This is a genomic window from Achromobacter sp. GD03932 (assembly GCF_029839485.1).
Classification (GTDB): Bacteria; Pseudomonadota; Gammaproteobacteria; order Burkholderiales; family Burkholderiaceae_B; genus Achromobacter; species Achromobacter bronchisepticus_A.
This window is the reverse complement of record NZ_JAOCAT010000040.1, coordinates 1-22,760: the sequence shown is the minus strand read 5'-3', so window position 1 is coordinate 22,760 and position 22,760 is coordinate 1. Positions and strand designations below refer to the sequence as shown.

Sequence of the window (22,760 nt, the reverse complement as noted above, 5' to 3'; positions counted from 1 at the left end):
ACAGGAACTGGGGATAACTCCTAGGGATAACCCCGAGTTTTCGACCTTTTTCGGGCAGCGTTTGTCAAGTCTCGGCGGCGTCCGCCATGTCCCCCATTAGCGCCTTGCGGGCCGCGTGCCAGCTGCCGGCATCCGGCGCATACAGCAGGCCGCCGGTGCGATGCGTGGGCTTGTAGGGCGAACCGTCGAAGTGGGCCGCGTAGCCGCCGGCCTCGCGGTGCAGCAGCCAACCGGCAGCGTGGTCCCAGGCCGTCAACTGGTTGTAGAACGCGATGTGGCAGTGCCCGGCGGCCAGCATGCGGTACTCATGCGCGGCGCAACGCAGCGAGGCGGTGCTGCCCAGGCGCGACAGGTTGCTGTTGACGGTGGTGCGCATCGGCTCGGGCAGGGCGCCGGTCGAGATCAGGCCGTCCATGTCTTCGGGCGGCGCGGGGCTGGCCACCGCGAGCTGGGCCTGCTTGCCGTTTTCATATTCCATCCAGGCGCCTTCACCGCGCACGGCGAGGGCGCTGTCGCGGCTGACCGGGTCGTAGATGACGCCCGCGATCACGTCGCCGCGATGGCAGGCGGCGATCATCATGCCGAAGAGAGGCAGGCCCGCGACGTAGTTGCGGGTGCCGTCGATGGGGTCGATCAGGAAGGCCAGGTCGGCGTCGACCAGCATGTTCAGCAGCGCGGGATTGCGGGCCGAGGCTTCTTCGCCGATCAGCACGGCGCCCGGATGCAGTTTGGCCAGGCGCGCGGCGATCAGGCGCTCGGCGGCTTCGTCCGCGTCGGTCACGAGGTCGCGGGCGGAGCTTTTGCCGCGCACCGCGCCTTCCGGCAGATTGCGAAAGCGCGGCATGACTTCCGTCTGCGCGGTTTCGGCCAGGATAGCGGCAAGCCGGCGGGTGTCCTCGCGGGTGAAGGTTCTGCTCATACGGACTCGTTCGGTCAGGGAACGCGCAAATCTACCATGCCCGGCGCAGGCCGCGATGCAACATATCGGACTCCCGCCAGCACGCCGGGCAAATGCAAGCGGCCCCCGCCGGCAGAAACCGGCGGGGGCCGCAGTGCGCCAGGGGCCGTCAGGCGCCCAGGTCCACGCAGAGGTACTTGATTTCCAGGTACTCTTCGATGCCGTACTTCGAGCCTTCGCGGCCCAGGCCGGATTGCTTGACGCCGCCGAACGGACCGACTTCATTGGAGATGATGCCGGTGTTGATGCCGACGATGCCGTACTCCAGGGCCTCGGACACGCGCCAGATGCGGGCGTAGTCGCGGGTGAAGAAGTAGGCGGCCAGGCCGAAGATGGTGTCGTTGGCCATGCCGATGACTTCCGCTTCGGTTTCGAAGCGGAACAGCGGGGCCACCGGGCCGAAGGTTTCCTCGGTCGCGAAGCGCATGGACTGGGTCACGTCGCGCACCACGGTCGGTTCGAAGAAGGTGCCGCCCAGCGCGTGGGGCTTGCCGCCGGCGATCACCTTGGCGCCGTGCGCGGTGGCGTCGGCGATGTGCTCCTGCACCTTTTCCACGGCGCTGCTGTCGATCAGCGGACCCTGGGTCACGCCGTCGGCGAAGCCGTCGCCGACCTTCATGGCCTCGACCTTGGCGACCAGGCGCTTGGCGATTTCTTCGTACACGCCGGCCTGCACGTAGATGCGGTTGGCGCAGACGCAGGTCTGGCCCGCATTGCGGTACTTGGAAGCCAGGATGCCGTCGACCGCGCGGTCCAGGTCAGCGTCGTCGAACACGATGAAGGGCGCATTGCCGCCCAGTTCCAGCGACAGCTTCTTGATGGTGGGCGCGCATTGCTCCATCAGCGTGCGGCCGACTTCGGTGGAGCCGGTGAAGCTCAGCTTGCGCACCACGTCGCTTTCGCACAGGGCCGCGCCGATTTCGCGCGAGCTGCCGGTGATGACGTGGAACACGCCTGCGGGCACGCCGGCTTCTTCAGCCAGCACGGCCAGCGCCAGCGCGGTCAGCGGGGTCTGCTGGGCGGGCTTGACCACCATGGTGCAGCCGGCGGCCAGGGCCGGGCCGACCTTGCGGGTGATCATGGCGGCGGGGAAGTTCCACGGCGTGATCGCGGCGGTGACGCCGATGGGCTGCTTGAGCGCCATCAGGCGCTGGCCGGCCTTGGGGCTTTGCAGGATGTCGCCGTCGATGCGCTTGGCTTCTTCGCCGAACCACTCCAGGAACGAGGCGGCGTAGGCGATTTCGCCGGCGGCTTCGGTCACGGGCTTGCCCTGCTCGGACGTCATGATGGCGGCCAGGTCCTGCTGGTTCTGCATCATGAGCTGGGCCCACTTCAGCAGGATGGCGGCGCGTTCCTTGCCGGTCTTGGCGCTCCAGGCGGGCAGGGCGGCCTCGGCGCTGGCGATGGCCTGTTCGGCTTCCTTGCGGCCCAGCTTGGGCACCGACACGATGGTCTTGCCGGTGGAGGGATTGTCCACGGGGATGGACGGGCCGTTGCCGGCGGCTACCCACTTGCCGTCGATGTAGCAGGCGTCGCGCAGCAGATCGGGGCGCGCCAGGGGATGGGTCAGTGCGGTCATTATTGGAGTCTCCTTGAAGGGATGCGGTGGGCCAGGAAACGGCTTGCGGGCGTGGCGGCTGATCCGCTACGCCCGCAAAACTTGTGCCTGCCCGCCGGAATACCGGTAGTTCAGGTCCTGTGCGTCAGGCGGCGAGCGCCTCGGACAGGATGGCCAGTGCGCGATCGAACTGGGCGTCGGGGATGGTCAAGGGGTACAGGAAGCGCAGGACGTTGCCGTACACACCGCAGCTTAGCAAAATCAGACCCTTTTCGATGGCGCGGGCTTGCACGCGCTTGACCGCTTCGGCGTCCGGCTTGCCGGTGGCGGGATCGTTCAGTTCCAGGGCGACCATGGAGCCCAGGCCGCGCACGTCGGCGATGCCCGGCACCTTGGCGCGCAGGCCTTCCAGATGCGCGCGCAGCTTGTCGCCCAGGGCGACGGCGCGTTCGCACAGCTTTTCCTCGGCGATCACGTCCAGCACGGCATGCGCCGCGGCGACCGCCAGCGGGTTGCCGGCATAGGTGCCGCCCAGGCCGCCGGCGGCGGGCGCGTCCATGACGTCGGCGCGGCCGACCACGCCCGAGATCGGGAAGCCGCCGCCCAGGCTCTTGGCCATGGTGATCAGGTCGGCCTGGACCGAGTGGTGTTCCATGGCGAACAGCTTGCCGGTGCGGCCGAAGCCGGTCTGGACTTCGTCGGCGATCAGCAGGATGCCGTGCTCGTCGCAGATCTTGCGCAGCGCCGTCATCAGTTCAGGCGGGGTGATGTTGAAGCCGCCTTCGCCCTGGACAGGTTCGAGAATGATGGCCGCGACGCGCTTGGGATCGATGTCGCACTTGAACAGCAGGTCCAGCCCCTTGAGCGAGTCCGCCACGGTGATGGACTGGGTGGCGTTGGGGAAGGGCACGTGATAAATGTCGCCCGGCATCGGGCCGAACGACAGCTTGTACGGGTCGACCTTGCCGGTCAGCGCCATGCCCAGCATGGTGCGGCCATGGAACGAGCCCGAGAAGGCGATGACGCCCGAGCGGCCGGTGGCCGAGCGCGCGATCTTGATGGCGTTTTCGACGGCTTCGACGCCGGTGGTGAAGAAGGCGCTCTTCTTCAGGCCGTCGATGGGGGCGAGGCGGTTGATGCGCTCGGCCAGCGAGACATAGCCTTCGTACGGCACGATCTGGTAGGCCGTGTGCGTGAAGTTGTCCAGCTGCGCGGCGACCGCGGCCTTGATCTTCGGGTGCAGGTGGCCCGTGTTCAGGACGGCGATGCCGCCTGCGAAATCGATGTATTCCTTGCCATTGGCGTCCCACAGGGTGGCGTTTTCGGCGCGCACCGCGTAGAAGTCGCACATGACGCCGACGCCACGCGGCGTGGCCAGGGAACGGCGGGTATTCAGGTCCTGATTCTTCATCTCAGCCTCGGAGAGCATGATGGGCGGGAAAACCTTATTTAATGCTACGATGGCCCCATTTGTGGGAACCACTTTTATAAATCGGGTAGAACCAATTGCGGTCCATAGTCGGTGACTTGCTGCAGCTGCGGCTGGCGGACGGCTCCAGCGAGCCCATGAACAAGCGGCTGTACCGCGGCATCCGTGAAGCCATCCTGGATGGAGCCATTGCCGCGGACTCGCGCCTGCCCGCGTCGCGCGACCTGGCGGCCGAGCTCGGCATCGCCCGCAACACGGTGGTCCACGTCTACAGCCAGCTGCTGGCTGAAGGCTACACCCGCAGCCGCCAGGGCAACGGCACCTTCGTCAACGCCTCGGTGCCGGATTCCTACCTGGCCAGCGGCCGGCGCAAGCGCCAGCCGCCGCCCGCGCAGCCGCGCCCGGCGCTGTCGCCGCGTGGCGCCGCCATCGTCGATGGCGTCTCGGCCTCGCCCTACCAGTGGGGCGCCTTCATGCCCGGCGTGCCCGACCTGACCGAATTCCCGCACAAGAAGTTCGGCCGCATCTTCAGCGCCTTGTGGCGCAATCCCTCGCCCGACCTGCTGACCTACGCCTACGGCGGCGGGCTGCCGGCCCTGCGCGAGGCGCTGGCCCAGCATCTGGCGCTGACCCGCTCGATCGATTGCGATCCCGAGCAGATCATCATCACCGAAGGTTCGCATCAGGCCATCGACCTGACCACCCGCATCCTGGGCGAGGCCGGCGAGACCGCCTGGGTCGAGGATCCGGGCTACTGGGGGGCGCGCACCATCCTGCAGGCCAACGGCCTGCACACCGTGCATCTGCCGGTGGACGAGGAAGGCATGCGCCTGCCGGAAACCGTCGGCACGCCGCCGCGCTTCATCTTCGTCACGCCCTCGCACCAGTATCCGCTGGGGCCGGTCATGTCGCTGACGCGCCGGCGCCAGCTGCTGGCGGTGGCGCGGCAAAGCGGCAGCTGGATCATCGAAGACGACTACGACAGCGAATTCCGCTTCTCCGGCCGGCCCATCGCTTCGCTGCTGGGGCTGGAACCGGACGCGCCTGTGATCTATATGGGCACCTTCAGCAAGACCTTGTATCCGGGCCTGCGCGTGGGCTATCTGGTGCTGCCCAAGACCTTGACCGCCGCGTTCCAGGCGGCGCACGCGGAGCTCTACCGCGAAGGCCACCTGATGACGCACGCGGCCCTGGCCACGTTCATCTCGGAAGGTCACTACGCCGCCCACATCCGCCGCATGCGCATGCTGTATGGACGGCGCCGCGCCATGCTGGTCAATCTGATCGAACGCCGGCTGGGGCCGGATTGGCTGCATCGCGACGCCAGCATGGCGGGGCTGCACCTGGTGCTGACGCTGCCGCAGGACATGGACGACCTGCGCGTGGTGGATGTGGCGCGCAGCAAGGGCGTGCTGACGCGCGCGCTGTCGCGCTACTACGTCAACGACGAAGGCCGCCGGCCTGGCCTGCTGCTGGGCTACGCCTGCGTGCCCGAGCATGACATCGCGCGCAAGTTCGAGGTGTTGCTGGACAGTCTGAACGAAGTGGCGCGCGCGTCCGCCGCGGCGCAGCCCGTGGCCGCGTCAGGCGGGCGCTAGCGCTGCCGCGAAGGCGGCGGCGTTGCGCATGCCCTGGTCTTCGAAGTTGGTGTTGAACACCGCGTGTGCCTGGGCGCTTTGCGCCGCCAGGCGTGAGAAGCGCTCGGCCAGCTCGGCCAGTTCCTGTTCCGAGTATTCGTATTGGAAGCGGCCCGAGGACGCGGCGCCGGACACGTTCCAGGTGGCCGTGTTGCGCCCATGCAGGCGCAGCAGCGTCAGTTCCGGATGGGTGCATTCCCAGACCGCGGGGACGGTGTTGTCGAACCCTTGCGGACTGTCGACCACCGTATGGACCACCCCGAGATCGCGTTCGAAGGCCAGGGTGTCCGCGGTGGCGGCGGGCGAATCGAACCAGCTGCGGTGGCGGAATTCCACCGACACCAGGTGTTCTTCCATGCGGCGCGCGCAGTCGGCCACCCGCGCCCGGCCGCGCGCATCGCGCCGGATCCAGGGCGGAAACTGGAAATGCGCCGCGCCCAGCTTGCCGGCCATGCGCAAGGGCTCCAGCGCAAGCTGGTAGCGGCGCCAGAGTTCGTCGCGCAGGTCGGCGGGCATGCGGTCGTGGTAGATGACGGGTTCCGGCCAGTCAGGGAGTTCGCGCCGGATGTCCGCGGGCAATGCGGACAGCGGCGTCTGATGGCCGGTGAACAGCCGGAAGGCCTTGATGTTGAAGACGAAATCGTCCGGCGTGCGCTGCGCCCACAAGTAGGCGTTTTCGGCCGTGGGCATGGCGTAATAGCTGGAATCGACCTCCGCCATGGGAAAGCGCGAAGCATAGAAGCGCAGCCGCGCTTCGGCGCTGCGGACCTCGGGCGGGTAGAAGCGGCCGCAGGCCAGCAGGGTGGGGTCGGTCCAGGAGGCGGTGCCGCTCAAGAGGCGCATGGCCACAGGCAAATCAGACTTTATCGAAAAAATTCTGTATAAATATACAGTGTTCATCCGTAGCCCGGCAATGTCCGGGCTCGCCGTTTTCAGCGGCCGCCATGCTGCGGCCCCGTCCCATGTCCGACCAAACCGATACGTCCAACCCGTCCGCCGAACGTCCCGATCCCCTGGCCGATCTCAATCCCGCCCAACGCGAGGCCGCCGAGTTCGGCGTGGCCGGCGCGCCGGGGGACGACGGTCCCCTGCTGGTGATCGCCGGGGCCGGCTCGGGCAAGACCAACACGCTGGCCCACCGGGTCGCGCACCTGATCCTGAACGGCGCCGATCCCCAGCGCATGCTGCTGTTGACCTTCTCGCGCCGCGCGGCGCTGGAAATGGAACGGCGCGTGGGCTCGGTGCTGCAGCGGGTGATGCGGCTGCGCGCCACGCAGCAGGCGCCGTCGCTGCCCTGGGCTGGCACCTTCCACGCCATCGGCGCGCGCCTGCTGCGCGATTGCGCGCAACGCATCGGCCTGTCCGAAGCCTTCACCATCCATGACCGCGGCGACGCCGAGGACCTGATGGGCATGGTGCGCCACGAGCTGGGCCTGTCGTCCACCAAGTCGCGCTTTCCGCTCAAGGGCACCTGCCTGGCCATCTATTCGCGCGTGGTCAACAGCCAGACGCCGGTGGCCGACGTGCTGAAGACCTCCTTCCCCTGGTGCGCCCAATGGGAAGACGAACTCAAGAACCTGTTCCGCGCCTACGTCGCGGCCAAGCAGGACCAGCAGGTGCTGGACTACGACGACCTGCTGCTGTACTGGGCCGAGATGATGGGCGATCCCGGCATCGCGGCCGACGTGGGGGCGCGCTTCGACCACGTGCTGGTGGACGAATACCAGGACACCAACCGTCTGCAGTCCGCCATCCTGCTGGCGATGAAACCCGACGGCCGCGGTTTGACGGTGGTGGGCGACGATGCCCAATCCATCTATTCGTTCCGCGCGGCCACGGTGCGCAACATCCTGGATTTTCCGAACCAGTTTCCCAATCCGGCCCGGGTCATCACGCTGGACCGCAACTACCGTTCGACCCAACCCATCCTGAACGCCTCCAATGCCGTGATCGGCCTGGCCACGGAGCGCTACGCCAAGGACCTGTGGACCGACCGCCAGTCGTCCCAGTTGCCTGAACTGGTGACGGTCAGCGACGAAGCCGGCCAGGCGCGCTGGGTGGCCGACCAGGTGCTGGGCCAGCGCGAGGGCGGGGCCACGCTCAAGTCGCAGGCGGCGCTGTTCCGCACCGCCAGCCACAGCGCCGCGCTGGAGCTGGAGCTGACCCGGCGCAACATTCCCTTCGTGAAGTTCGGCGGCCTGCGCTTCCTGGAGGCCGCGCACGTGAAGGACCTGTTGTCGATATTGCGCTGGGCGGAGAATCCGCGCGGCCGCATGGCGGGCTTTCGCGTGGCGCAGTTGCTGCCGGGCATCGGACCCGCCACGGCCGGCAAGCTGATGGACGCCATGTCCGCCTCCGCCGAACCGCTGCGCGCGTTGCGTGAATTCAAGCCGGGCGCGGCGGCGCAGGAAGAGTGGGGCGCTTTCGCCGATACCTATGCGGCCTTGTGCGATCCCGCGCTGAAATGGCCCGCCGACGTGGACCTGGCCCTGCGCTGGTATGGCGCGCAACTGGAACGGCTGTACGACGATGCGCGCGTGCGCCGCGCGGACCTGGACCAGCTGGTGCGCATCGCCGCGGGCTACGGCACGCGCGAACGCTTTCTTACCGAGCTGACGCTGGATCCGCCGGACGCCACCAGCGACGAGTCCGGCGCGCCGCATCGCGACGAGGACTACATGATCCTGTCCACCATCCATTCCGCCAAGGGCCAGGAATGGAAGGCGGTCTACGTCCTGAACGTGGTGGACGGCTGCATCCCGTCGGACATGAGCACCGGCACGGCCGAGGAAATCGAGGAAGAGCGCCGCCTGCTGTATGTGGCGATGACGCGCGCCAAGGAACGGCTGCAGCTCATCGTGCCGCAGCGCTTCTACGTGCACCAGCAGACCGGCATGGGCGACCGGCACGTCTACGGTTCGCGCACGCGCTACATCACCAATGCGATGCTGCCGCTGTTCGATCACTTGCCCAAGCTGCCGGATCTGCCCGCCGGGCGCGCGGCGCCCAAGGAGCCGCAGGCGCCCAGCGTGGATGTGGCCAAGCGGGTGCGCAACCTGTTCTCGTAGGCTGGGCTATCATCGGCCGATACACAAGCTGTCCGGTCGGGATCGCATTGACCAAGGGTGTTTATGTCTACTGAAGAACAGGCCGCCGACGACTCGAAACGAGAGGTCGTCGCATCGATCGCCTACGTGAACGGACGGCGGGAGCGCGAGGTTCCCATCGATCAGGTCGCCCAGTACGTCAGCCAGGACCACGGCATGCTGTGGATCGGCCTGCGCAATCCGCGCCCGGAAGTGCTGGCCAAGGTCGCCAGCGAACTCGGCGCCTGCGACAAGAACCAGGAAGAAATGCTGGAAGCCCACCGGCGGCCGAAGATCATCGACTACGGCAACATGATCCTCATCGTCGCCATCACGGTCGAGGTCGAGGCCGAGCGCCCCATCTTCGGCGAGACCCAGTTCCTGATCGGCGACGGCTTCCTGGTCACGGTGCGGCGCGGCGCCACCGCCGGCCATAGCCCCTTGCGCGAACGTCTGGAAGCCTCGCCCGACCTGCTCAAGCGCGGCAGCGACTATGTGGCTTCCGAGCTGCTGGACTGGCTGGTGGACCGTTATGTGGCGGCTGCCGGCAAGATCGAGTCCGTGGTCGAGGGCGCCGAACAGAAGCTGCTGATCCGCGGCGCCAAGGACTCCGACATCCGCAGGCTGTACCGGCAGCGCCGCGACTTGCTGCGCATCCATACCGTGGTGTCGCCGCTGGCCGAGATCTGCCGCCGCCTGGCGCGGGTCGAGATGTCGGCGGTGGACGAGCATGCCCGTCCGTATTTCGGCGAGGTCGCCGACCGCGTGCTGCGCGTGGATGAGCTTTTCAACTCGCTGCGCGAATCCCTGGCCTTCGCCTTTGAAGCCAGCCTGATGATAGGCCAGGCCGCGCAGAACGACACCACGCGCAAGCTGGCGTCCTGGGCCGCCATCCTGGCGGTGCCCACGGCCATTGCCGGCATCTACGGCATGAACTTCGAGTTCATGCCCGAACTGAAATCGCCCTGGGGCTATCCGATCACGCTGGGCGTGATCGTGTCGATCTGTTCGGTCCTGTATTGGCGCTTCCGCAAGTCCGGCTGGCTGTAGGAGGGGGGCTGCGCGCGGGGCCGCCGGCGGCCAGCGCGCGTAACCCGCCGGCCGGGCGCGACTCCACGTCCCGCCTTTATGGCAAACTGCCTGCGTTTTCCTACCTGGAGCCCGGCTGGTGCGCGGCAAATCTCCCTTACGCGGCGGCAGCAAGCTGACCGCCCTGATCGTCGCCGTGATCCTCGCGGCGGCGGGCGCCATCGTCAACTGGCTGCAGCCTTCGGAAAGAGATGGGCGCACCGAACGTCCGGCCCCTTCCACACAGGGCCGGCCCGGCGCGACGCTGGCTGGCGGCGTCCCGCAGGGCAGCTACACGCTCACCGGCACGATCGTGAACGTGGCCGACGGCGATACCGTGACCCTGCGCGCGCCCGACGGCCAGCACCGCATCCGCATGGACAGCATCGACGCGCCCGAAGAGGGCCACGGGTCCGATCAACCCGGACAGCCTTATGCCGAGGCTTCGCGCAAGAACCTGGCCGGCCTGGTCGCAGGCAAGACGCTCACCGCGCAATGCTACGAGAAGGATCAGTACGGCCGGGAAGTCTGCGCCCTGATCCTGGATGACGGCCGCTCGGCCAACCGCCTGCAAGTGGAGGCCGGTTACGCCTGGGCCTATACGGCGCGCCAGGGGGACTACCTGCGCGACAAGGCCATGCCGGACCTGCAGCGCCAGGCCAAGGCGGCCGGGCGCGGCCTGTGGGCGCAGCCCGGCGCCATGCAACCCTGGAAGTGGCGCTACGACTGCTGGCGGCAGCGCCAGTGCGGCTGAACCCGCGCGGGCCGGCCCGGAACGCCGCGCCCAAGCGCCGCCAGCCCTGGGGGATGCCTGGGTATGGTCCCCGGCCCGTGTTTGCTATCCTCTGTCGCAACGATTCGAAGGGAAGGTTTCCATGCGTGCATTGAAGCGGCTCTGGGCGGCGGCCATGCTGCTGTCGCTGGCGTTGGCGGGCTGCTCGCAAGAAAGCCCCATCAACAGCCCCTATCCGTCCGGCGCCGAAAGCCAGAACACGCTGTTTTCCGCCTTCGTCAAACGCTCTCCGAAGTACCTGGATCCGGCCAGCTCTTATTCCGGCGACGAGACCCCTTATACGTACAACATCTATGAGACGCTGTACGGCTACCACTACCTGAAGCGGCCCTACGAACTGGTGCCGCGCGCGGCGGCGTCGATCGACCCGCCCGTCTACCTGGACGCGCAGGGCAACACGCTGCCCGCCGACACGCCCGGCGAGCAGATCGCGCAAAGCATCTACGACATCAAGATCCGGCCGGGGGCGCGCTTTGCGCCGCATCCGGCATTCGCCCGCAAGACCGACGGCAGCTACGACTACTTCCCGCTGGCGCCAGGCGAACTGGACGACAAGTTCTACATTCCCGATTTCCCGCGCACCGGCACGCGCGAACTGACGGCCGACGATTACGTCTACGCGTTCCGGCGCCTGGTCAGCCCGCGCGTGGTGTCGCCGATCTCCAGCCTCATGACCGAGCATGTGACGGGCCTGAAGGAGTATGCGGACCGGCTGCGCCAGCGCGACCAGGCGCTGCGGCAAGACATGCCGGGCGGCGCCGGCGCGCCGCCCTGGCTGGATCTGCGCGAGGCCGACGGCTTTACGGGCGTGCAGGCGCTGGATCCGCATACGCTGCGCATCCGCGTCAACGGCAAGTACCCGCAGTTCAAGTACTGGCTGGCCATGACCTTCACCGCGCCCATCCCCTGGGAAGCGGACCGCTTCTACAGCCAGCCCGGCATGGCGGCGCACGACCTGTCGTTCAATACGTGGCCGGTCGGCACCGGCCCCTACATGCTGGTGGAGTCGCTGCAGAACCGCCGCCACGTGCTGGGCCGCAACCCCAACTTCCACGGCGAACCCTATCCCTGCGAAGGCGAGCCCGGCGACGCGGCCGCGGGGCTGCTGGCCGACTGCGGCAAGCCCACGCCCTTCATCGACCGCGCGGAATTCAGCGTCGAAAAGGAAGCCATCCCCCTGACCGGCAAGTTCCTGCAGGGCTATTACGACGTGCCGCAGATCGAGCGCGGCGAGTACGGCGTGGCCATGCTGGTCGCGGCGGGCGACAGCCAGGACAAGGCGCGCCTGTACAACGAACACGGCATCAAGCTGCCCACGACCGTCGAGACCGCCAACTGGTACATGGGCTTCAACTGGCTGGACCCGGTGGTGGGCAAGGGCGACACGCCGGAACAGGAAGAAAGGAACCGCAAGCTGCGCCAGGCCATCAGCATCGCCTTCGACTGGGAAGAGTACGTCGCGGTGTTCGAAAACAGCCAGGCATCGGTGGCCTACGGCCCGGTGCCGCCGGGCGTGCTCGGCTACCGCGAGCCGCCCGAAGGCGTGAACCCGGTGGTCTACAACCTGGTCGACGGCAAGCCCGTGCGCAAGTCCGTGGACGTTGCCCGCCGCCTGCTGGCCGAGGCCGGCTACCCAGACGGCCGCAACGCCCAGACCGGGGCGCCGCTGGTGCTCTATTACGACTCGATGCAGGGCGGCGGCTCCAATCCGCAGTTCGACTGGATGCGGCGCCAGATGGCCAAGATCGGGGTGCAGCTGGACGTGCGCGCCACCGACTACAACCGCTTCCAGGACAAGATGATGCGCGGGTCCGCGCAGATCTTCCTGTGGGGCTGGAACGCCGACTACCCCGACGCCGAGAACTTCCTGTTCCTGCTGTACGGCCCCAACGCCAAGGCCAAGGGCGGCGGCGAGAACGCGGCCAACTACGCCAGCCCCGAATATGACCGCCTCTTCGAGCAGATGAAGTTCCTGGACGATGGCCCTGAAAAGGAACAGCTCATCGCCAAGATGACCGCCATCGTGCAGCGCGACGCGCCCTGGATGTTCGGCTACTTCCCGATGTCGGGCGGCGCGTACCAGCAGTGGGTCGGCAATGCCAAGCCGACCCAGATGGTGCGCAACACGCTGCAGTACATGAAGATAGACCCGGTCCTGCGGCAGCAGAAGATCGACGAGTGGAATTATCCGAGGTGGTGGCCGATAGGCCTGTTCGCGCTATTGCTGGCGCTGGCGATATGGCCGTCGTATGTGGCGCTGAAGCGGCGTGAACGCCAGACGGCATTCGCGCCGGTCCTGGGCAAGGAGCATCAATCATGATCGGCTATGTGATCCGCCGGTTGCTGTACGGCGTGCTGATCCTGATCGGCGTGAATCTCTTCACCTTCATCCTGTTCTTCGCCGTGAACACGCCCGACGACATGGCGCGGCTGGCCATCGGCGGGCAGCGCGCCAACCAGGAAGCCGTGGAGAAATGGAAGGTCGAGCGCGGCTATGACAAGCCGCTGTTCTTCAATGCCAAGGCTCAAGGCGCGGCGCAACTGACCGACACGGTGTTCTACCAGCGTTCGGTGCCCTTGCTGGTCATGGATTTCGGCGCGTCCGACGGCGGGCGCGACATCGGCCGCGAAATCAAGACGCGCATGGGGCCCAGCCTGGCGCTGGCGGTGCCCACCTTCTTCCTGGGGCTCTTCGTCAGCATCGTCTTTTCCCTGACGCTGGTGTATTTCCGCGCCACTCGGCTCGACTTCTGGGGCGTGGTGGTCTGCGTGCTGCTGCTGTCCATCTCCAGCCTGTTCTACATCATCGCCGGCCAATGGGTCTTTGCGAAGCTGTTGCGGCTGGTGCCGTTCTCGGGCTTTTCGGGCGGGCTGGACGTGGTCAAGTTCCTGGCGCTGCCGGTGCTGGTCGCGATCGTGTCGCGGCTGGGGCCGGAGGCGCGCTTCTACCGCACCCTGTTCCTGGAGGAGATCGGCAAGGACTATGTGCGCACCGCGCGTTCCAAGGGCCTGGCTGAACGCGTCGTGCTGTTCCGGCACGTGCTGCGCAACGCCATGTTGCCCATCCTGACCAGCACGGTGGCCGCGTTGCCGCTGCTGTTCATGGGCAGCCTGATCGCGGAGTCCTTCTTCGGCATTCCCGGCCTGGGCAGCTACACCATCGACGCCATCAACGCGCAGGACTTCTCCATCGTGCGCGCCATGGTGTTCCTGGGCGCCGCCCTCTACATCGTGGGGCTGATCCTGGCCGACATTTCCTACACGCTGGCCGACCCCCGCGTCCGATTCGAGTAGCCGCCATGCCCAAGTTCGTCTTCCTCTGGACCGATATCGCGCTGTGGCTCATGGCGCTGGGCGCGCTGGCCTATGTATGGCATGTGCGCCGCAGCCCGAACCTGCGCGCGACCTGGGCGCGCGTGGCGCGCGACACGCCGGCCATGTGCTCGGCGGTGATTCTGGCCGCGTTCGTGGTGGTGGGCCTGCTGGACTCGGTGCATTACCGGCCGCTGCTGCCGCCGGCCCCCGGCGCCGCGGCCGACGCGCCGCCGGCCTATGCGCCTGCGGTGCGCTCGGCGCTGGACGGACTGCTCACGGGTTCCGTGCTGACCACGCCGGAAAAGACCTATTCCGAGCCTTTGGCGATACGGCAGTTCACCAAGGAAACCATGCTCGTCAACGACAAGCCGGTGCGCGACTTTCCCCGGCTGCGGGGAGCGGGCGTGCATCTGGAAGACGCCGACCGCGACCACCTGGGCGATGTCGCCAAGCGGCTCGGGCTGGGCTTGGCCGCAGGGCTGGCGGTGTCCGCCGCCGTGATCGGGCTGATGTACGCAGGCCTGGCCCGGCGGCGCGCCGCAAGGGCCGCCGACGAGGCGGCTTCGGACGTACCCTGGCGCGCCATGGCCGTCACCTTCACGCTGCTGTGCCTGACGGCTGGCGCCCTGGCCGGCCTGTCCAGCGGCTATCACGCGCTGGGCACCGACCGCATCGGCAACGACGTGCTGTGGCAGGCCCTGAAGAGCATCCGCACCGCGCTGGTCATCGGCAGCCTCACCACCATCGCCATGCTGCCGCCGGCCATCGTCTTCGGCATCGCCGCCGGCTATTTCAAAGGCAAGGTCGACGACGGCATCCAGTACCTCTACACCACCATCACCTCGATTCCGGGCGTGCTGCTGGTGGCCGCCTGCGCGTTGATGATGCAGGTGTACATCGACAACCATGCCGACCTGTTCGACACCTCGGCCGCGCGCGCCGACCTGCGGCTGTTCCTGCTCTGCATGATCCTGGGCTTTACCGGCTGGGCCGGGCTGTGCCGACTGCTGCGCGCCGAAACCCTCAAGCTGCGCGAGCTGGAATACGTGCAGGCGGCGCGGGCCTTCGGCGTTTCCCACTGGCGCATCATGACCCGCCATCTGCTGCCCAACGTGGCGCACCTGGTCCTGATCACCGTGGTGCTGGAATTTTCCGGCCTGGTCTTGTACGAGGCGGTGCTGTCCTATCTGGGCATAGGCGTGGATCCCAGCATGAACTCCTTCGGCTCCATGATCGATGGCGCCCGGCTGGAAATGTCCCGTGACCCGATGATCTGGTGGAACCTCTTGACCGCATTCCTGTTCATGCTGGCGCTGGTGCTGGCCGCCAACCTGTTCGCCGACGCGGTGCGCGACGCCTTTGATCCGCGCACGCGCCGCTACAAGCCCGGCCGCATGGCGCGCCTCGGCCTGTTCGGCCGCGCGCCGCGCACGGCCCTGGCGACCGATACGCGCCAGTCGCGCCCGGGAGATGCGCCATGAGCCAGGCTCCCTTGCTTGAAGTGCATGGCCTGGACGTCGATATCGCCGGCGAAAGCGGCATGACGCATGCGGTCAAGCGGCTGCAGCTGGCGATCTCCAGACGGCAGACTTTCGCGCTGGTCGGCGAATCGGGTTGCGGCAAGAGCATGACGGCGCTGGCGCTGCTGCGCCTGCTGCCCGACGCCGGCCGCATCGTGGGCGGACAGATCGACCTGGACGGAGAAGACCTCAACCGCCTGCCGGAAAGCGCCATGCGCGGCGTGCGCGGCGGGCGCATCGGCATCATCTTCCAGGAACCGTCCACCAGCCTGAACCCGGTCATGCGGGTGGGCGATCAGATCATCGAAACGCTGATCGCCCATACGCCTTTGCGCGGCGCGGCGGCGCGCGCCCGCGCCGTGGATTGGCTGCGGCGGGTGGGCATTCCCGAGCCTGAGCGGCGCATCGACGACTATCCGTTCCAGTTCTCGGGCGGGCAGAAGCAGCGCGTCATGATCGCCATCGCGCTGGCGGCCGAGCCCTTGCTGCTCATCGCGGACGAGCCCACTACGGCGCTGGACGTCACGGTGCAGGCGCAGGTGCTGGATCTGCTGGCCGACATCCAGCGGGAAATGGGCATGGCGGTGCTGCTGATCACCCACGACCTGGCGGTGGTGAAGAACGTCGCCCACCATGTGGCGCTGATGCGCGGCGGCGAGATCGTCGAAAGCGCCGACGCCGGAGAGTTCTTCCGCGCGCCTAAGCACCCCTATGCGCGGCAGCTGTTCGAAGCGATCCCCACGTTCGAAAAGCGCGGTACGCCGCTCACGGAAAGCGGCCGCGAGGCCATGGCGCGAGACGCGGCCCGGGTGGCCGCCGACGCCCAGGCGCGCGATGCCGGCGTGGTACTGGACGTGCAGGACCTGAAGGTCCATTACCCCGTGCGCAAGGGGCCGCTGCGCCGCGTCGCGTCCTGGGTCAAGGCCGTGGACGGCGTGACCTTCACGCTGAAGGCCGGCGAAACGCTGGCCCTGCTGGGCGAGTCCGGCTGCGGCAAGACCACCACGGGCAAGGCGCTGCTGCGATTGATCGACGGCGCGCGCGTATCGGGCCGGGCCATGCTGCAGGGGCAGGACGTGCTGTCGGCGGACCGGCGCACGCTGCAGCGGCTGAGGCAGGACATCCAGATCGTCTTCCAGGACCCGTATGCCTCGCTCGATCCGCGCATGCGGGTGGGCGACATCCTGGATGAGGGGCTGGCGTCCCTGCGTGCCGGCATGGACAAGGAATCGCGCCGCGCGCATGCCGCAAGGCTGATCGAACGCGTGGGCCTGCCGTCCAATACCCTGGCGCGCTATCCGCACGAATTCTCGGGCGGCCAGCGCCAGCGGATCGCCATTGCGCGGGCGCTGGCGGTCGAACCCAAAGTGCTGATCTGCGATGAGCCCACGTCGGCGCTGGATGTCTCCGTGCAAGCCCAGATCCTGGACCTGCTGCGTGAATTGCAGCTTGAGCTGGGCATCGCCTATCTGTTCATCACGCACAACTTCGGCGTGGTCGAGTATCTGGCGGACCGCATCGCCGTCATGGACGGCGGGCGCATCATCGAATTGGGCCAGGCCGATGCGGTGCTGCACGAACCGCGCCAGGACATGACGCGCAGGCTGCTGGCTGCGGTGCCGCGCCTGCACTTCGGGCCGCCCGAAGCGGCCTGATGCGGCTCATGCGGCGGAGGCGGAGCCCCCGCCGCATGGTTACACGGGTTGGTGTGCGCTGCCTCTTTCCAGCCACGCCAGCGTGTCGCGCTTCAGGCTGCGGCCGCAACGCGTCAGGAATGCGTGCACCGCTTCCAGTTCCGCGGTGTCATAACCGCGTGCCGTGGTCGCGATGGCTTCGGCGATCCACTGCCGTTCCTGCGCCAGCGCCTGGCACGGCTCCTCGACCGGCCGGATCACGATCATCCGGCGGTCCAGGGGGTGGCGGCCGCGCTGGACATAACCGGCCGCTTCCAGCCGGTTGATCAAGGCCGTCGCGCCGCCGGAGCTGATGCCCATCAACTGGGCCAGATGGCCGGTTGGAAGGGCATCGAACTCCATGACCAGCTCCAGCGCCTTCAGGTCCGCCAGGGGAATGCCCAGCTTTTCCGCCAGGGCCGACTGGCATGCCGCGTTGTAGGCGGCGAACTGCCGCCCCAGCAGCAGGACTATTTCGTCCAGCATGCCGGACCGCCGGTTGCTTCCTGCTGATTCAGCCATGCCGGTCACATGCTCGTGGTGAAAGTAGGTCTGTTGTTGCAGCATGATGTGGGTTCCTGGCGGTTGCGATGGATCACTTCTTGCCGGCCAGGCCGCCGAGCAGTCCGCCCAGCAAGCCGCCGTTGGCGGTCCCGCCGGAAGATCCGCCCGCCGCCGTGCCGCCCGTCAGGCTGCCTGTCACCCCGCCCAGCAGGCCACCGAGCAGTCCGCCGTTGGCGGCGCCGCCGCTCGTGCCGCCCGATCCTCCCGTAGCGGCGGGCGCGCCGGCAGGGGCGCCTGCGCTCGCCCCGGCGCCAGCGCCGGCCGCAACATTCACGCCACCCACCAGACCGCCCAGCAGGCCGCCGCCGTTCGTGCCGGCCGAGGCGCCGGCTCCGGCAGCGGCGCCGCCAGCTCCCGTCAATCCACCGACCAGTCCGCCCAGCAAGCCGCCGCCAGCAGCGCCTCCCGCCGTGCCGCCGACGGCGCCCGTCACGCCGCCCAGCAGGCCCGTCACCGGAGCCAGCAGACCGCCGTTGGCGCCGCCAGTCGCGCCGCCTACGGCCCCGGTCACGCCGCCCAGCAGACCCGTCACGGGCGCCAGCAGGCCGCCCGTGCCGTTTGCGCCGCCGGTCAAGCCGCCCGTCACCCCGCCCAGGCCCAGACCGCCGGTGAGCGAGGCGACCGCGCCCGTGGCGTTGGCCAGCGTCGAACCCAGCGGATTGGCGTTGCCCGGCGTGGCATGCAGCAGGCCGCCCGCGCTGGCGACCGCGCCGCCCAGTCCTTGCAGCACGCCGTTCAAGCCCGGCGTGCCGCCCGGCAACGCGCCGCCCAGATTGGTGACCGTGCCGCCCAGGCTGGTCAACAGGCCGGCCACCGGCGCACCGAGTTTGGTCGCATCGCCCACTTGCTGCGTCAGTCCCGTGACCTTGCCGGCCAAGGGACTGGCGGTGGGATCGAGCGCGCCGCCCACGCCCGCCAGCACGGGCTGCAGGCCCAGTGGCAACACGTTGTCGACCGTCTTGCCGACATTGCCGAGCGCAGGCTCGAGCAGCGGAGTGGTGGGGCCGCCAAGCACGCCGCCGGTCACGCCGCCCACCACCTGGGTGATGGGCTGCAGCAGGCCGCCCTGGCCCGACAGCGCCCCGGTCAAGGCGCCCACCGCGCCGGTGGCATTGCCCAGCACGGTCGTCAGCGGATTCGGATTGTTGGGGTTCGCGTTCAGCAGGCCGCCGGTGCTGGCGACGGTCTTGCCCAGGCCGTCCACCAGGCCGCCCACGCCGGCGCCCAAACCGCCGGGCAGTCCCGATCCCTTGACGTTGGTGCCCAGGTCGCTGACCAGGCCTCCCACCTGCCGGACGACGCCGTCAGCCGGCTGCCCCAGACCGGTGGTCGCGCCAATCTGCTGGGTCAGGCCGACGACGGTGTCGGCTACCGGTTTGATCGTGGGATCCAGCGCCTTGCCCACGCCGCTCAAGGTTGTGTCCAGATTGAGGGGCAGGGTGTTGTCGAGCGCTGCGCCGGTATTGCCCAGCGTGGTTTCGAGCAGGCCGCTCACGCGCGGCGGGTTGGTGCCGCCGCCAGGATCGGTGCCGCCGCCGGGGTTGGTGCCACCGCCGGGGTTGGTGCCGCCACCGGGGTTGGTGCCGCCGCCAGGATTGAGGCCGCCGCCAGGATTGAGGCCGCCGCCGGGATCAAGGCCGCCACCGCCAGGGTTGGTCGGAATGTCCGTTCCGGGCAGACCCGCGGTTTTCTTTCCGCCGCCGCCGCCGCCGCCGCAGGCGGCCAGGGCACTCACCAGTGCGGTGGCCAGGACGGTGGCGGTCAGGGCGCGTTGCAGGCGGCGCGTGTCGGAATGGGTATGCATGGCGAGCTCCTTTGGTTGGAAGAGTCAGGCGTCGAAACAACCCGATACGCTTCCTCATGCACAAACCATGCCAAGATTTTTCAGACCCGCTTCAAAACGCCAGTTCCGGTAATTGTTGATGAATTAAATCGCTTTGTTATCAATAGGGTATCCAGGAAATTAAGGGTTTTCCTTAAATCTGGAAAATCCGCATTTTTACGATCGCCAGGAGCCTGCGAATGTTACGGAAAGCCGTCCATCCGACGTAACGTTACGTCGGACGTTACGTAACGCCGGCGGCGTCGCCCAAGAAAAAACGCCCGTCGTAGCGGGCGTTCATCTGCTTGCCGGGCGCGTCGTCCAGGGCGCCTAGAACGCGTCGTAGAACAGCGAATAGTTGGCGTTGAAGCGCACGTTGCGGTTGTCGTTCACGGTGGCCGATCCCACTGGCTTGGCCACGTTGAAATCGAACAGATAGTATTTGTCGTCGGTAAAGCGCAAGCCCAGGGCCACGGAAGACAGGTGCCGCTGGTTCAGGGTCTGCAGGTCCTTGTTGTTGTACCAAGTGCGCGCATAGTCGACCAAGGCATAGGGCTGCACGCTGGACAGGTATTCCCAGCCCACGCCGAAGCGGCGATTGATTTCCGCCGATACGCCGACGCCCTTGTCGCCGCTTTGCTCGCCCTGCGGATAGCCCATGGCGTAGCGCCAGCTGCCGTACGAGATCTGTTCGGAAGAGGGCAGGATGTTGCTGGAGTATTGCGCCGCGCCCGAGAAAACCAGGCCGATCTGGGCGGGCAGCACGAAGGTTTGCCTGGCGTTCAGGTTGTAGCGGGTGAAATCCAGGTCCAGCAGCGGGGTGGCGGAATAACCGTAGTTGGTCGATATATCCTTTTTCGCGCCGGCGGCGTCAAAACCCTTGGCCACGCTCAGCGTAACGTCGGTGGCCTTGGTCTCGGACACCTGGATGTAGCGCATTTCGGCGGTCGCCGCGCGCACCTGCGCATCCTGCTGCAGCCAGCGGTCGGTACTGCGGGCCTCGTACCGGTCCTTCGAATTGGCTGCGTATACGCCCAGGGTTCCTGTCAGCGATCGGGTGTTGTTCAACAGGAACGGATAGCTCACGCCGACGCCGATGCGGTCGTTCTTCACGCGGCGTTCGAAGCCCAGCATTTCGATTGCGTCGTCCTGGGGCCGGGCATCGTAGTGATAACCGTCGATCTTGATCGCCAGGCCGTCCGCACCAATCGGCACCCGGATTTCGCCCGATACGTACTTCACGTCATCGGTATTGAAGGGCACCGAGGCGGTCAGCTTCACTTGCTCGCCCAGGGGCGTCAGGCTGTTGGTCGCCAGGTTCACGATGGGCTGCATGCCGGTGCCCAGATCCGCGATGCCGCCCGTCAGACTGACGGGCTGGCGGCTGGCCGCCAGCACCAGTTCGGTCGCGCCGTCCGCGCGGCGGGGCAAATCCAGGCTGGGCGTGAATTTGACGCCGGGCACGGTGCGCATCAGGTTCAACTGACGTTCCAGCGTGGCCTGCTTGAGCGGCCGTTCTTCCTGCATCGGCGCGGCCAGCGCTTCAAGCCGGTCCTGCGCATTGCCGATGTCGCCTTCGATCCGCACGTTGGCGATGTAGCCCTCGACCACCGTCACCACCACCAGGCCGTTGGCGAAGGTCTGGTTCTGCAGCAGCGCGAAGGAAAGCGGGAAGCCCTTGTCGCGGTAGAGCTGCGTGATCTTGTCGACTTCCTGGACCAGTTCGCCCAGGCTGATTTCCTTGCCCGCGAGCGGGCTGAGCAGTCCGGATACTTCCTCGAATGGAATGGCGCGCACGCCGCTGACGTCGAAATTGCGCGGCACGATGCGTTGAGCCAGCCGGGCCTGCAAGGCCAGTTGTTCCGGCGTTGCCGTCTGCACGTAGGGCGGGGGTTGCGTCGCCGAGGGCGGACGCTCCAGCCGCGGCATGGCGTCCACCGGATTGCCGCGTAGCGGGCCTTCCGCCCTGGCCTGAGAGCAGGCCGCCATCATGCACAAGAGGGCGAGGCAAAGCGGACTCGCCGGAAACATGCGTCTCTTGCCTTTTTCGTCTCTCATTTCCGCTGGCGTTTCTGAACGGATAGCCGATCCCGGTTGAGTATCGGATGGAAAAGGCCTGCAACAGTGTTAGGAAAAAGTTGCATTTGCCGGTGCGCATATGGTGCCAGCATTACCGGCAGAATGACAAATAATTTCAAATTCCGCCTCCCCGGACTCATCGCATTGATATTATTTCGAAATATTCTTGGGTTGCGGAAACTATTTTCAGGCCAAGATAACCGCCGTTCAGCAGGTTTTAATAATGTTTTCGAAAACTTAGGAGTGTTCGTTACACATCTTATGTCGCAATATAGCGAAATTCAGTGAAAACCCTGATGTGTATGATTTGGCAATATATAAACTAAAGATACGTATCAAAAATACGCAAAATGTGTGGGCCCGCCCGGAGGTGAAGATGGCTGGGGATTACCGCAAGAATTGCTGCAACTGCCTGGCGGCCGCGTATTGCCGCCATGGCTCGCCACAAGCGGGGCATCCATGAGCCCGGGCGATGTCGTTCCGCTTTCCTTCAACGGCGGTCTGGTCGCGCTTTCGTTCCTGATTGCCGCGTTGGGTTCGTATGTGGCCCTGCTGGCTGCGGCCGGTATCCGGGCAGAAACCCAGGACGGCGAAATCCGCATCGGCTATATCGTCATCGGCGCGGTCGCGATGGGCGGCGTGGGTATCTGGAGCATGCATTTCATCGGCATGCTGGCGCAGAACCTGCCATTCGAAGTGGGTTACCAGGTCGGCCTGACGATACTCAGTTTCGTGGTTGCCGCAGGGTTTTCCGGCTGGGCGTTCTGGTATGTCGGCCGTGAACGCTTTACCTTTCTCCGATGCCTGGTCGGTGGCTGCGCCGCGGGGTTTGGCGTGGCCTCCATGCATTATGTCGGCATGAGCGCGGCGCGCATGCCGGCGGTATTGCTCTGGAACCTGCCGCTGGTTGTTTTGTCGGTGCTGATCGCCGTCATCGCGGCTACCGCGGCCCTGTGGCTTGCCTTCAATACCCAGAATGAACGCCAGCGCATCGGCGCGGCGGTGTTGATGGCCATCGCGGTTTGCGGCATGCATTACACCGGCGCCGCAGCCGGCGCGGTCATCTGCACAACACAGAACGACGCCGTCGGCCTGCATATCGGCGGCGCCAAGCTGCCTTACATCGCTTTCGCGCTCTCGATCGTCACCTTGTTCCTCATGCGCTGGCACTTGCAGCGCGCTTCCGAACGCTTTCGCGCGCGCACGGCGCAGCGCATCGACTCGATCATTGAATCGGCCCCTGGCGCGGCTACGGACA

Annotated in this window: 16 protein-coding genes; 9 read left to right on the top strand and 7 right to left on the bottom strand. The window is 67.0% G+C overall.

The genetic code is table 11. From position 1 onward, the window contains the following. Positions 1-64: 64 nt before the first annotated feature. The 3 genes from N5C88_RS27845 to N5C88_RS27835 all read right to left on the bottom strand — a co-directional run bounded on the left by N5C88_RS27845 (position 65) and on the right by N5C88_RS27835 (position 3,927). Positions 65-919 (bottom strand): inositol monophosphatase family protein, encoded by an 855-nt coding sequence (locus N5C88_RS27845; RefSeq protein WP_059372208.1) that lies wholly within the window; start codon positions 917-919, stop codon positions 65-67. A 148-nt stretch (positions 920-1,067) separates the two neighbouring features. Further along, positions 1,068-2,537, bottom strand: coding sequence for an NAD-dependent succinate-semialdehyde dehydrogenase (locus N5C88_RS27840; protein WP_054453045.1), 1,470 nt, complete (start codon positions 2,535-2,537; stop codon positions 1,068-1,070). 124 nt (positions 2,538-2,661) lie between these two features. Further along, positions 2,662-3,927: a 4-aminobutyrate--2-oxoglutarate transaminase gene (locus N5C88_RS27835; protein ID WP_280016643.1), complete on the bottom strand. Its 1,266-nt coding sequence runs from the start codon at positions 3,925-3,927 to the stop codon at positions 2,662-2,664. Between the two features lie 155 nt (positions 3,928-4,082). Here N5C88_RS27835 and N5C88_RS27830 point away from each other — a divergent pair, with 155 nt between their 5' ends. After that, positions 4,083-5,543 carry a PLP-dependent aminotransferase family protein gene (locus N5C88_RS27830; protein ID WP_059372829.1) on the top strand — a complete coding sequence of 487 codons (1,461 nt, stop codon included), beginning with the start codon at positions 4,083-4,085 and terminating at the stop codon, positions 5,541-5,543. Here N5C88_RS27830 and N5C88_RS27825 read toward each other — a convergent pair. Further along, positions 5,529-6,425: a DUF72 domain-containing protein gene (locus tag N5C88_RS27825; protein ID WP_280016651.1), complete on the bottom strand. Its 897-nt coding sequence runs from the start codon at positions 6,423-6,425 to the stop codon at positions 5,529-5,531. The two genes, N5C88_RS27830 and N5C88_RS27825, sit on opposite strands and share 15 nt — an antisense overlap. A gap of 119 nt (positions 6,426-6,544) precedes the next feature. On the opposite strand from N5C88_RS27825, the gene N5C88_RS27820 reads away from it, so the two are divergent. From N5C88_RS27820 to N5C88_RS27790, 7 genes are all read left to right on the top strand, one after another. Continuing rightward, a complete protein-coding gene (locus tag N5C88_RS27820) occupies positions 6,545-8,650 on the top strand; it encodes an ATP-dependent helicase (RefSeq protein WP_280016642.1) in 2,106 nt (701 codons plus the stop codon). 63 nt (positions 8,651-8,713) lie between these two features. Then, positions 8,714-9,718 (top strand): magnesium and cobalt transport protein CorA, encoded by a 1,005-nt coding sequence (locus N5C88_RS27815; RefSeq protein WP_059372212.1) that lies wholly within the window; start codon positions 8,714-8,716, stop codon positions 9,716-9,718. Between the two features lie 115 nt (positions 9,719-9,833). Continuing rightward, the gene (locus N5C88_RS27810; protein ID WP_165867919.1) at positions 9,834-10,490 is read left to right on the top strand and encodes a thermonuclease family protein; all 657 of its coding nucleotides are present in this window, start codon (positions 9,834-9,836) and stop codon (positions 10,488-10,490) included. Between the two features lie 121 nt (positions 10,491-10,611). Then, a complete protein-coding gene (locus N5C88_RS27805) occupies positions 10,612-12,849 on the top strand; it encodes an ABC transporter substrate-binding protein (protein WP_280016641.1) in 2,238 nt (745 codons plus the stop codon). Next, positions 12,846-13,823, top strand: a complete 978-nt coding sequence (locus N5C88_RS27800; RefSeq protein ID WP_059372223.1) for an ABC transporter permease — start codon at positions 12,846-12,848, stop codon at positions 13,821-13,823. Before N5C88_RS27805 ends, N5C88_RS27800 begins: the two co-directional genes overlap by 4 nt. Positions 13,824-13,828: 5 nt before the next feature. Further along, positions 13,829-15,325, top strand: a complete 1,497-nt coding sequence (locus tag N5C88_RS27795; RefSeq protein ID WP_118933833.1) for an ABC transporter permease — start codon at positions 13,829-13,831, stop codon at positions 15,323-15,325. Further along, the gene (locus N5C88_RS27790; protein WP_280016640.1) at positions 15,322-17,019 is read left to right on the top strand and encodes a dipeptide ABC transporter ATP-binding protein; all 1,698 of its coding nucleotides are present in this window, start codon (positions 15,322-15,324) and stop codon (positions 17,017-17,019) included. The genes N5C88_RS27795 and N5C88_RS27790 overlap by 4 nt, the downstream gene beginning before the upstream one ends. A gap of 39 nt (positions 17,020-17,058) precedes the next feature. On the opposite strand, the gene N5C88_RS27785 is transcribed toward N5C88_RS27790, so the two are convergent. The 3 genes from N5C88_RS27785 to N5C88_RS27775 form a co-directional block, all read right to left on the bottom strand. Next, positions 17,059-17,604 carry a MarR family transcriptional regulator gene (locus tag N5C88_RS27785; protein WP_280016639.1) on the bottom strand — a complete coding sequence of 182 codons (546 nt, stop codon included), beginning with the start codon at positions 17,602-17,604 and terminating at the stop codon, positions 17,059-17,061. 28 nt (positions 17,605-17,632) lie between these two features. Beyond that, positions 17,633-19,405 carry a collagen-like triple helix repeat-containing protein gene (locus N5C88_RS27780; protein ID WP_280016638.1) on the bottom strand — a complete coding sequence of 591 codons (1,773 nt, stop codon included), beginning with the start codon at positions 19,403-19,405 and terminating at the stop codon, positions 17,633-17,635. A 348-nt stretch (positions 19,406-19,753) separates the two neighbouring features. Next, positions 19,754-21,454: a ShlB/FhaC/HecB family hemolysin secretion/activation protein gene (locus tag N5C88_RS27775; RefSeq protein ID WP_280016637.1), complete on the bottom strand. Its 1,701-nt coding sequence runs from the start codon at positions 21,452-21,454 to the stop codon at positions 19,754-19,756. A 507-nt stretch (positions 21,455-21,961) separates the two neighbouring features. Here N5C88_RS27775 and N5C88_RS27770 point away from each other — a divergent pair. Beyond that, a partial coding sequence (locus N5C88_RS27770) for an MHYT domain-containing protein (protein WP_280016636.1) occupies positions 21,962-22,760 on the top strand: 799 nt, incomplete at its 3' end.

What these genes read in the sequence shown, in the direction of transcription:
- N5C88_RS27775 (WP_280016637.1), bottom strand. Translation starts at nt 21,454, where the DNA reads ATGTTTCCGGCGAGTCCGCTTTGCCTCGCCCTCTTGTGCATGATGGCG.
- N5C88_RS27780 (WP_280016638.1), bottom strand. Translation starts at nt 19,405, where the DNA reads ATGCATACCCATTCCGACACGCGCCGCCTGCAACGCGCCCTGACCGCC.
- N5C88_RS27825 (WP_280016651.1), bottom strand. Translation starts at nt 6,425, where the DNA reads ATGCGCCTCTTGAGCGGCACCGCCTCCTGGACCGACCCCACCCTGCTG.
- N5C88_RS27820 (WP_280016642.1), top strand. Translation starts at nt 6,545, where the DNA reads ATGTCCGACCAAACCGATACGTCCAACCCGTCCGCCGAACGTCCCGAT.
- N5C88_RS27830 (WP_059372829.1), top strand. Translation starts at nt 4,083, where the DNA reads ATGAACAAGCGGCTGTACCGCGGCATCCGTGAAGCCATCCTGGATGGA.
- N5C88_RS27840 (WP_054453045.1), bottom strand. Translation starts at nt 2,537, where the DNA reads ATGACCGCACTGACCCATCCCCTGGCGCGCCCCGATCTGCTGCGCGAC.
- N5C88_RS27805 (WP_280016641.1), top strand. Translation starts at nt 10,612, where the DNA reads ATGCGTGCATTGAAGCGGCTCTGGGCGGCGGCCATGCTGCTGTCGCTG.
- N5C88_RS27815 (WP_059372212.1), top strand. Translation starts at nt 8,714, where the DNA reads ATGTCTACTGAAGAACAGGCCGCCGACGACTCGAAACGAGAGGTCGTC.
- N5C88_RS27800 (WP_059372223.1), top strand. Translation starts at nt 12,846, where the DNA reads ATGATCGGCTATGTGATCCGCCGGTTGCTGTACGGCGTGCTGATCCTG.
- N5C88_RS27845 (WP_059372208.1), bottom strand. Translation starts at nt 919, where the DNA reads ATGAGCAGAACCTTCACCCGCGAGGACACCCGCCGGCTTGCCGCTATC.
- N5C88_RS27795 (WP_118933833.1), top strand. Translation starts at nt 13,829, where the DNA reads ATGCCCAAGTTCGTCTTCCTCTGGACCGATATCGCGCTGTGGCTCATG.
- N5C88_RS27790 (WP_280016640.1), top strand. Translation starts at nt 15,322, where the DNA reads ATGAGCCAGGCTCCCTTGCTTGAAGTGCATGGCCTGGACGTCGATATC.
- N5C88_RS27785 (WP_280016639.1), bottom strand. Translation starts at nt 17,604, where the DNA reads ATGCTGCAACAACAGACCTACTTTCACCACGAGCATGTGACCGGCATG.
- N5C88_RS27835 (WP_280016643.1), bottom strand. Translation starts at nt 3,927, where the DNA reads ATGAAGAATCAGGACCTGAATACCCGCCGTTCCCTGGCCACGCCGCGT.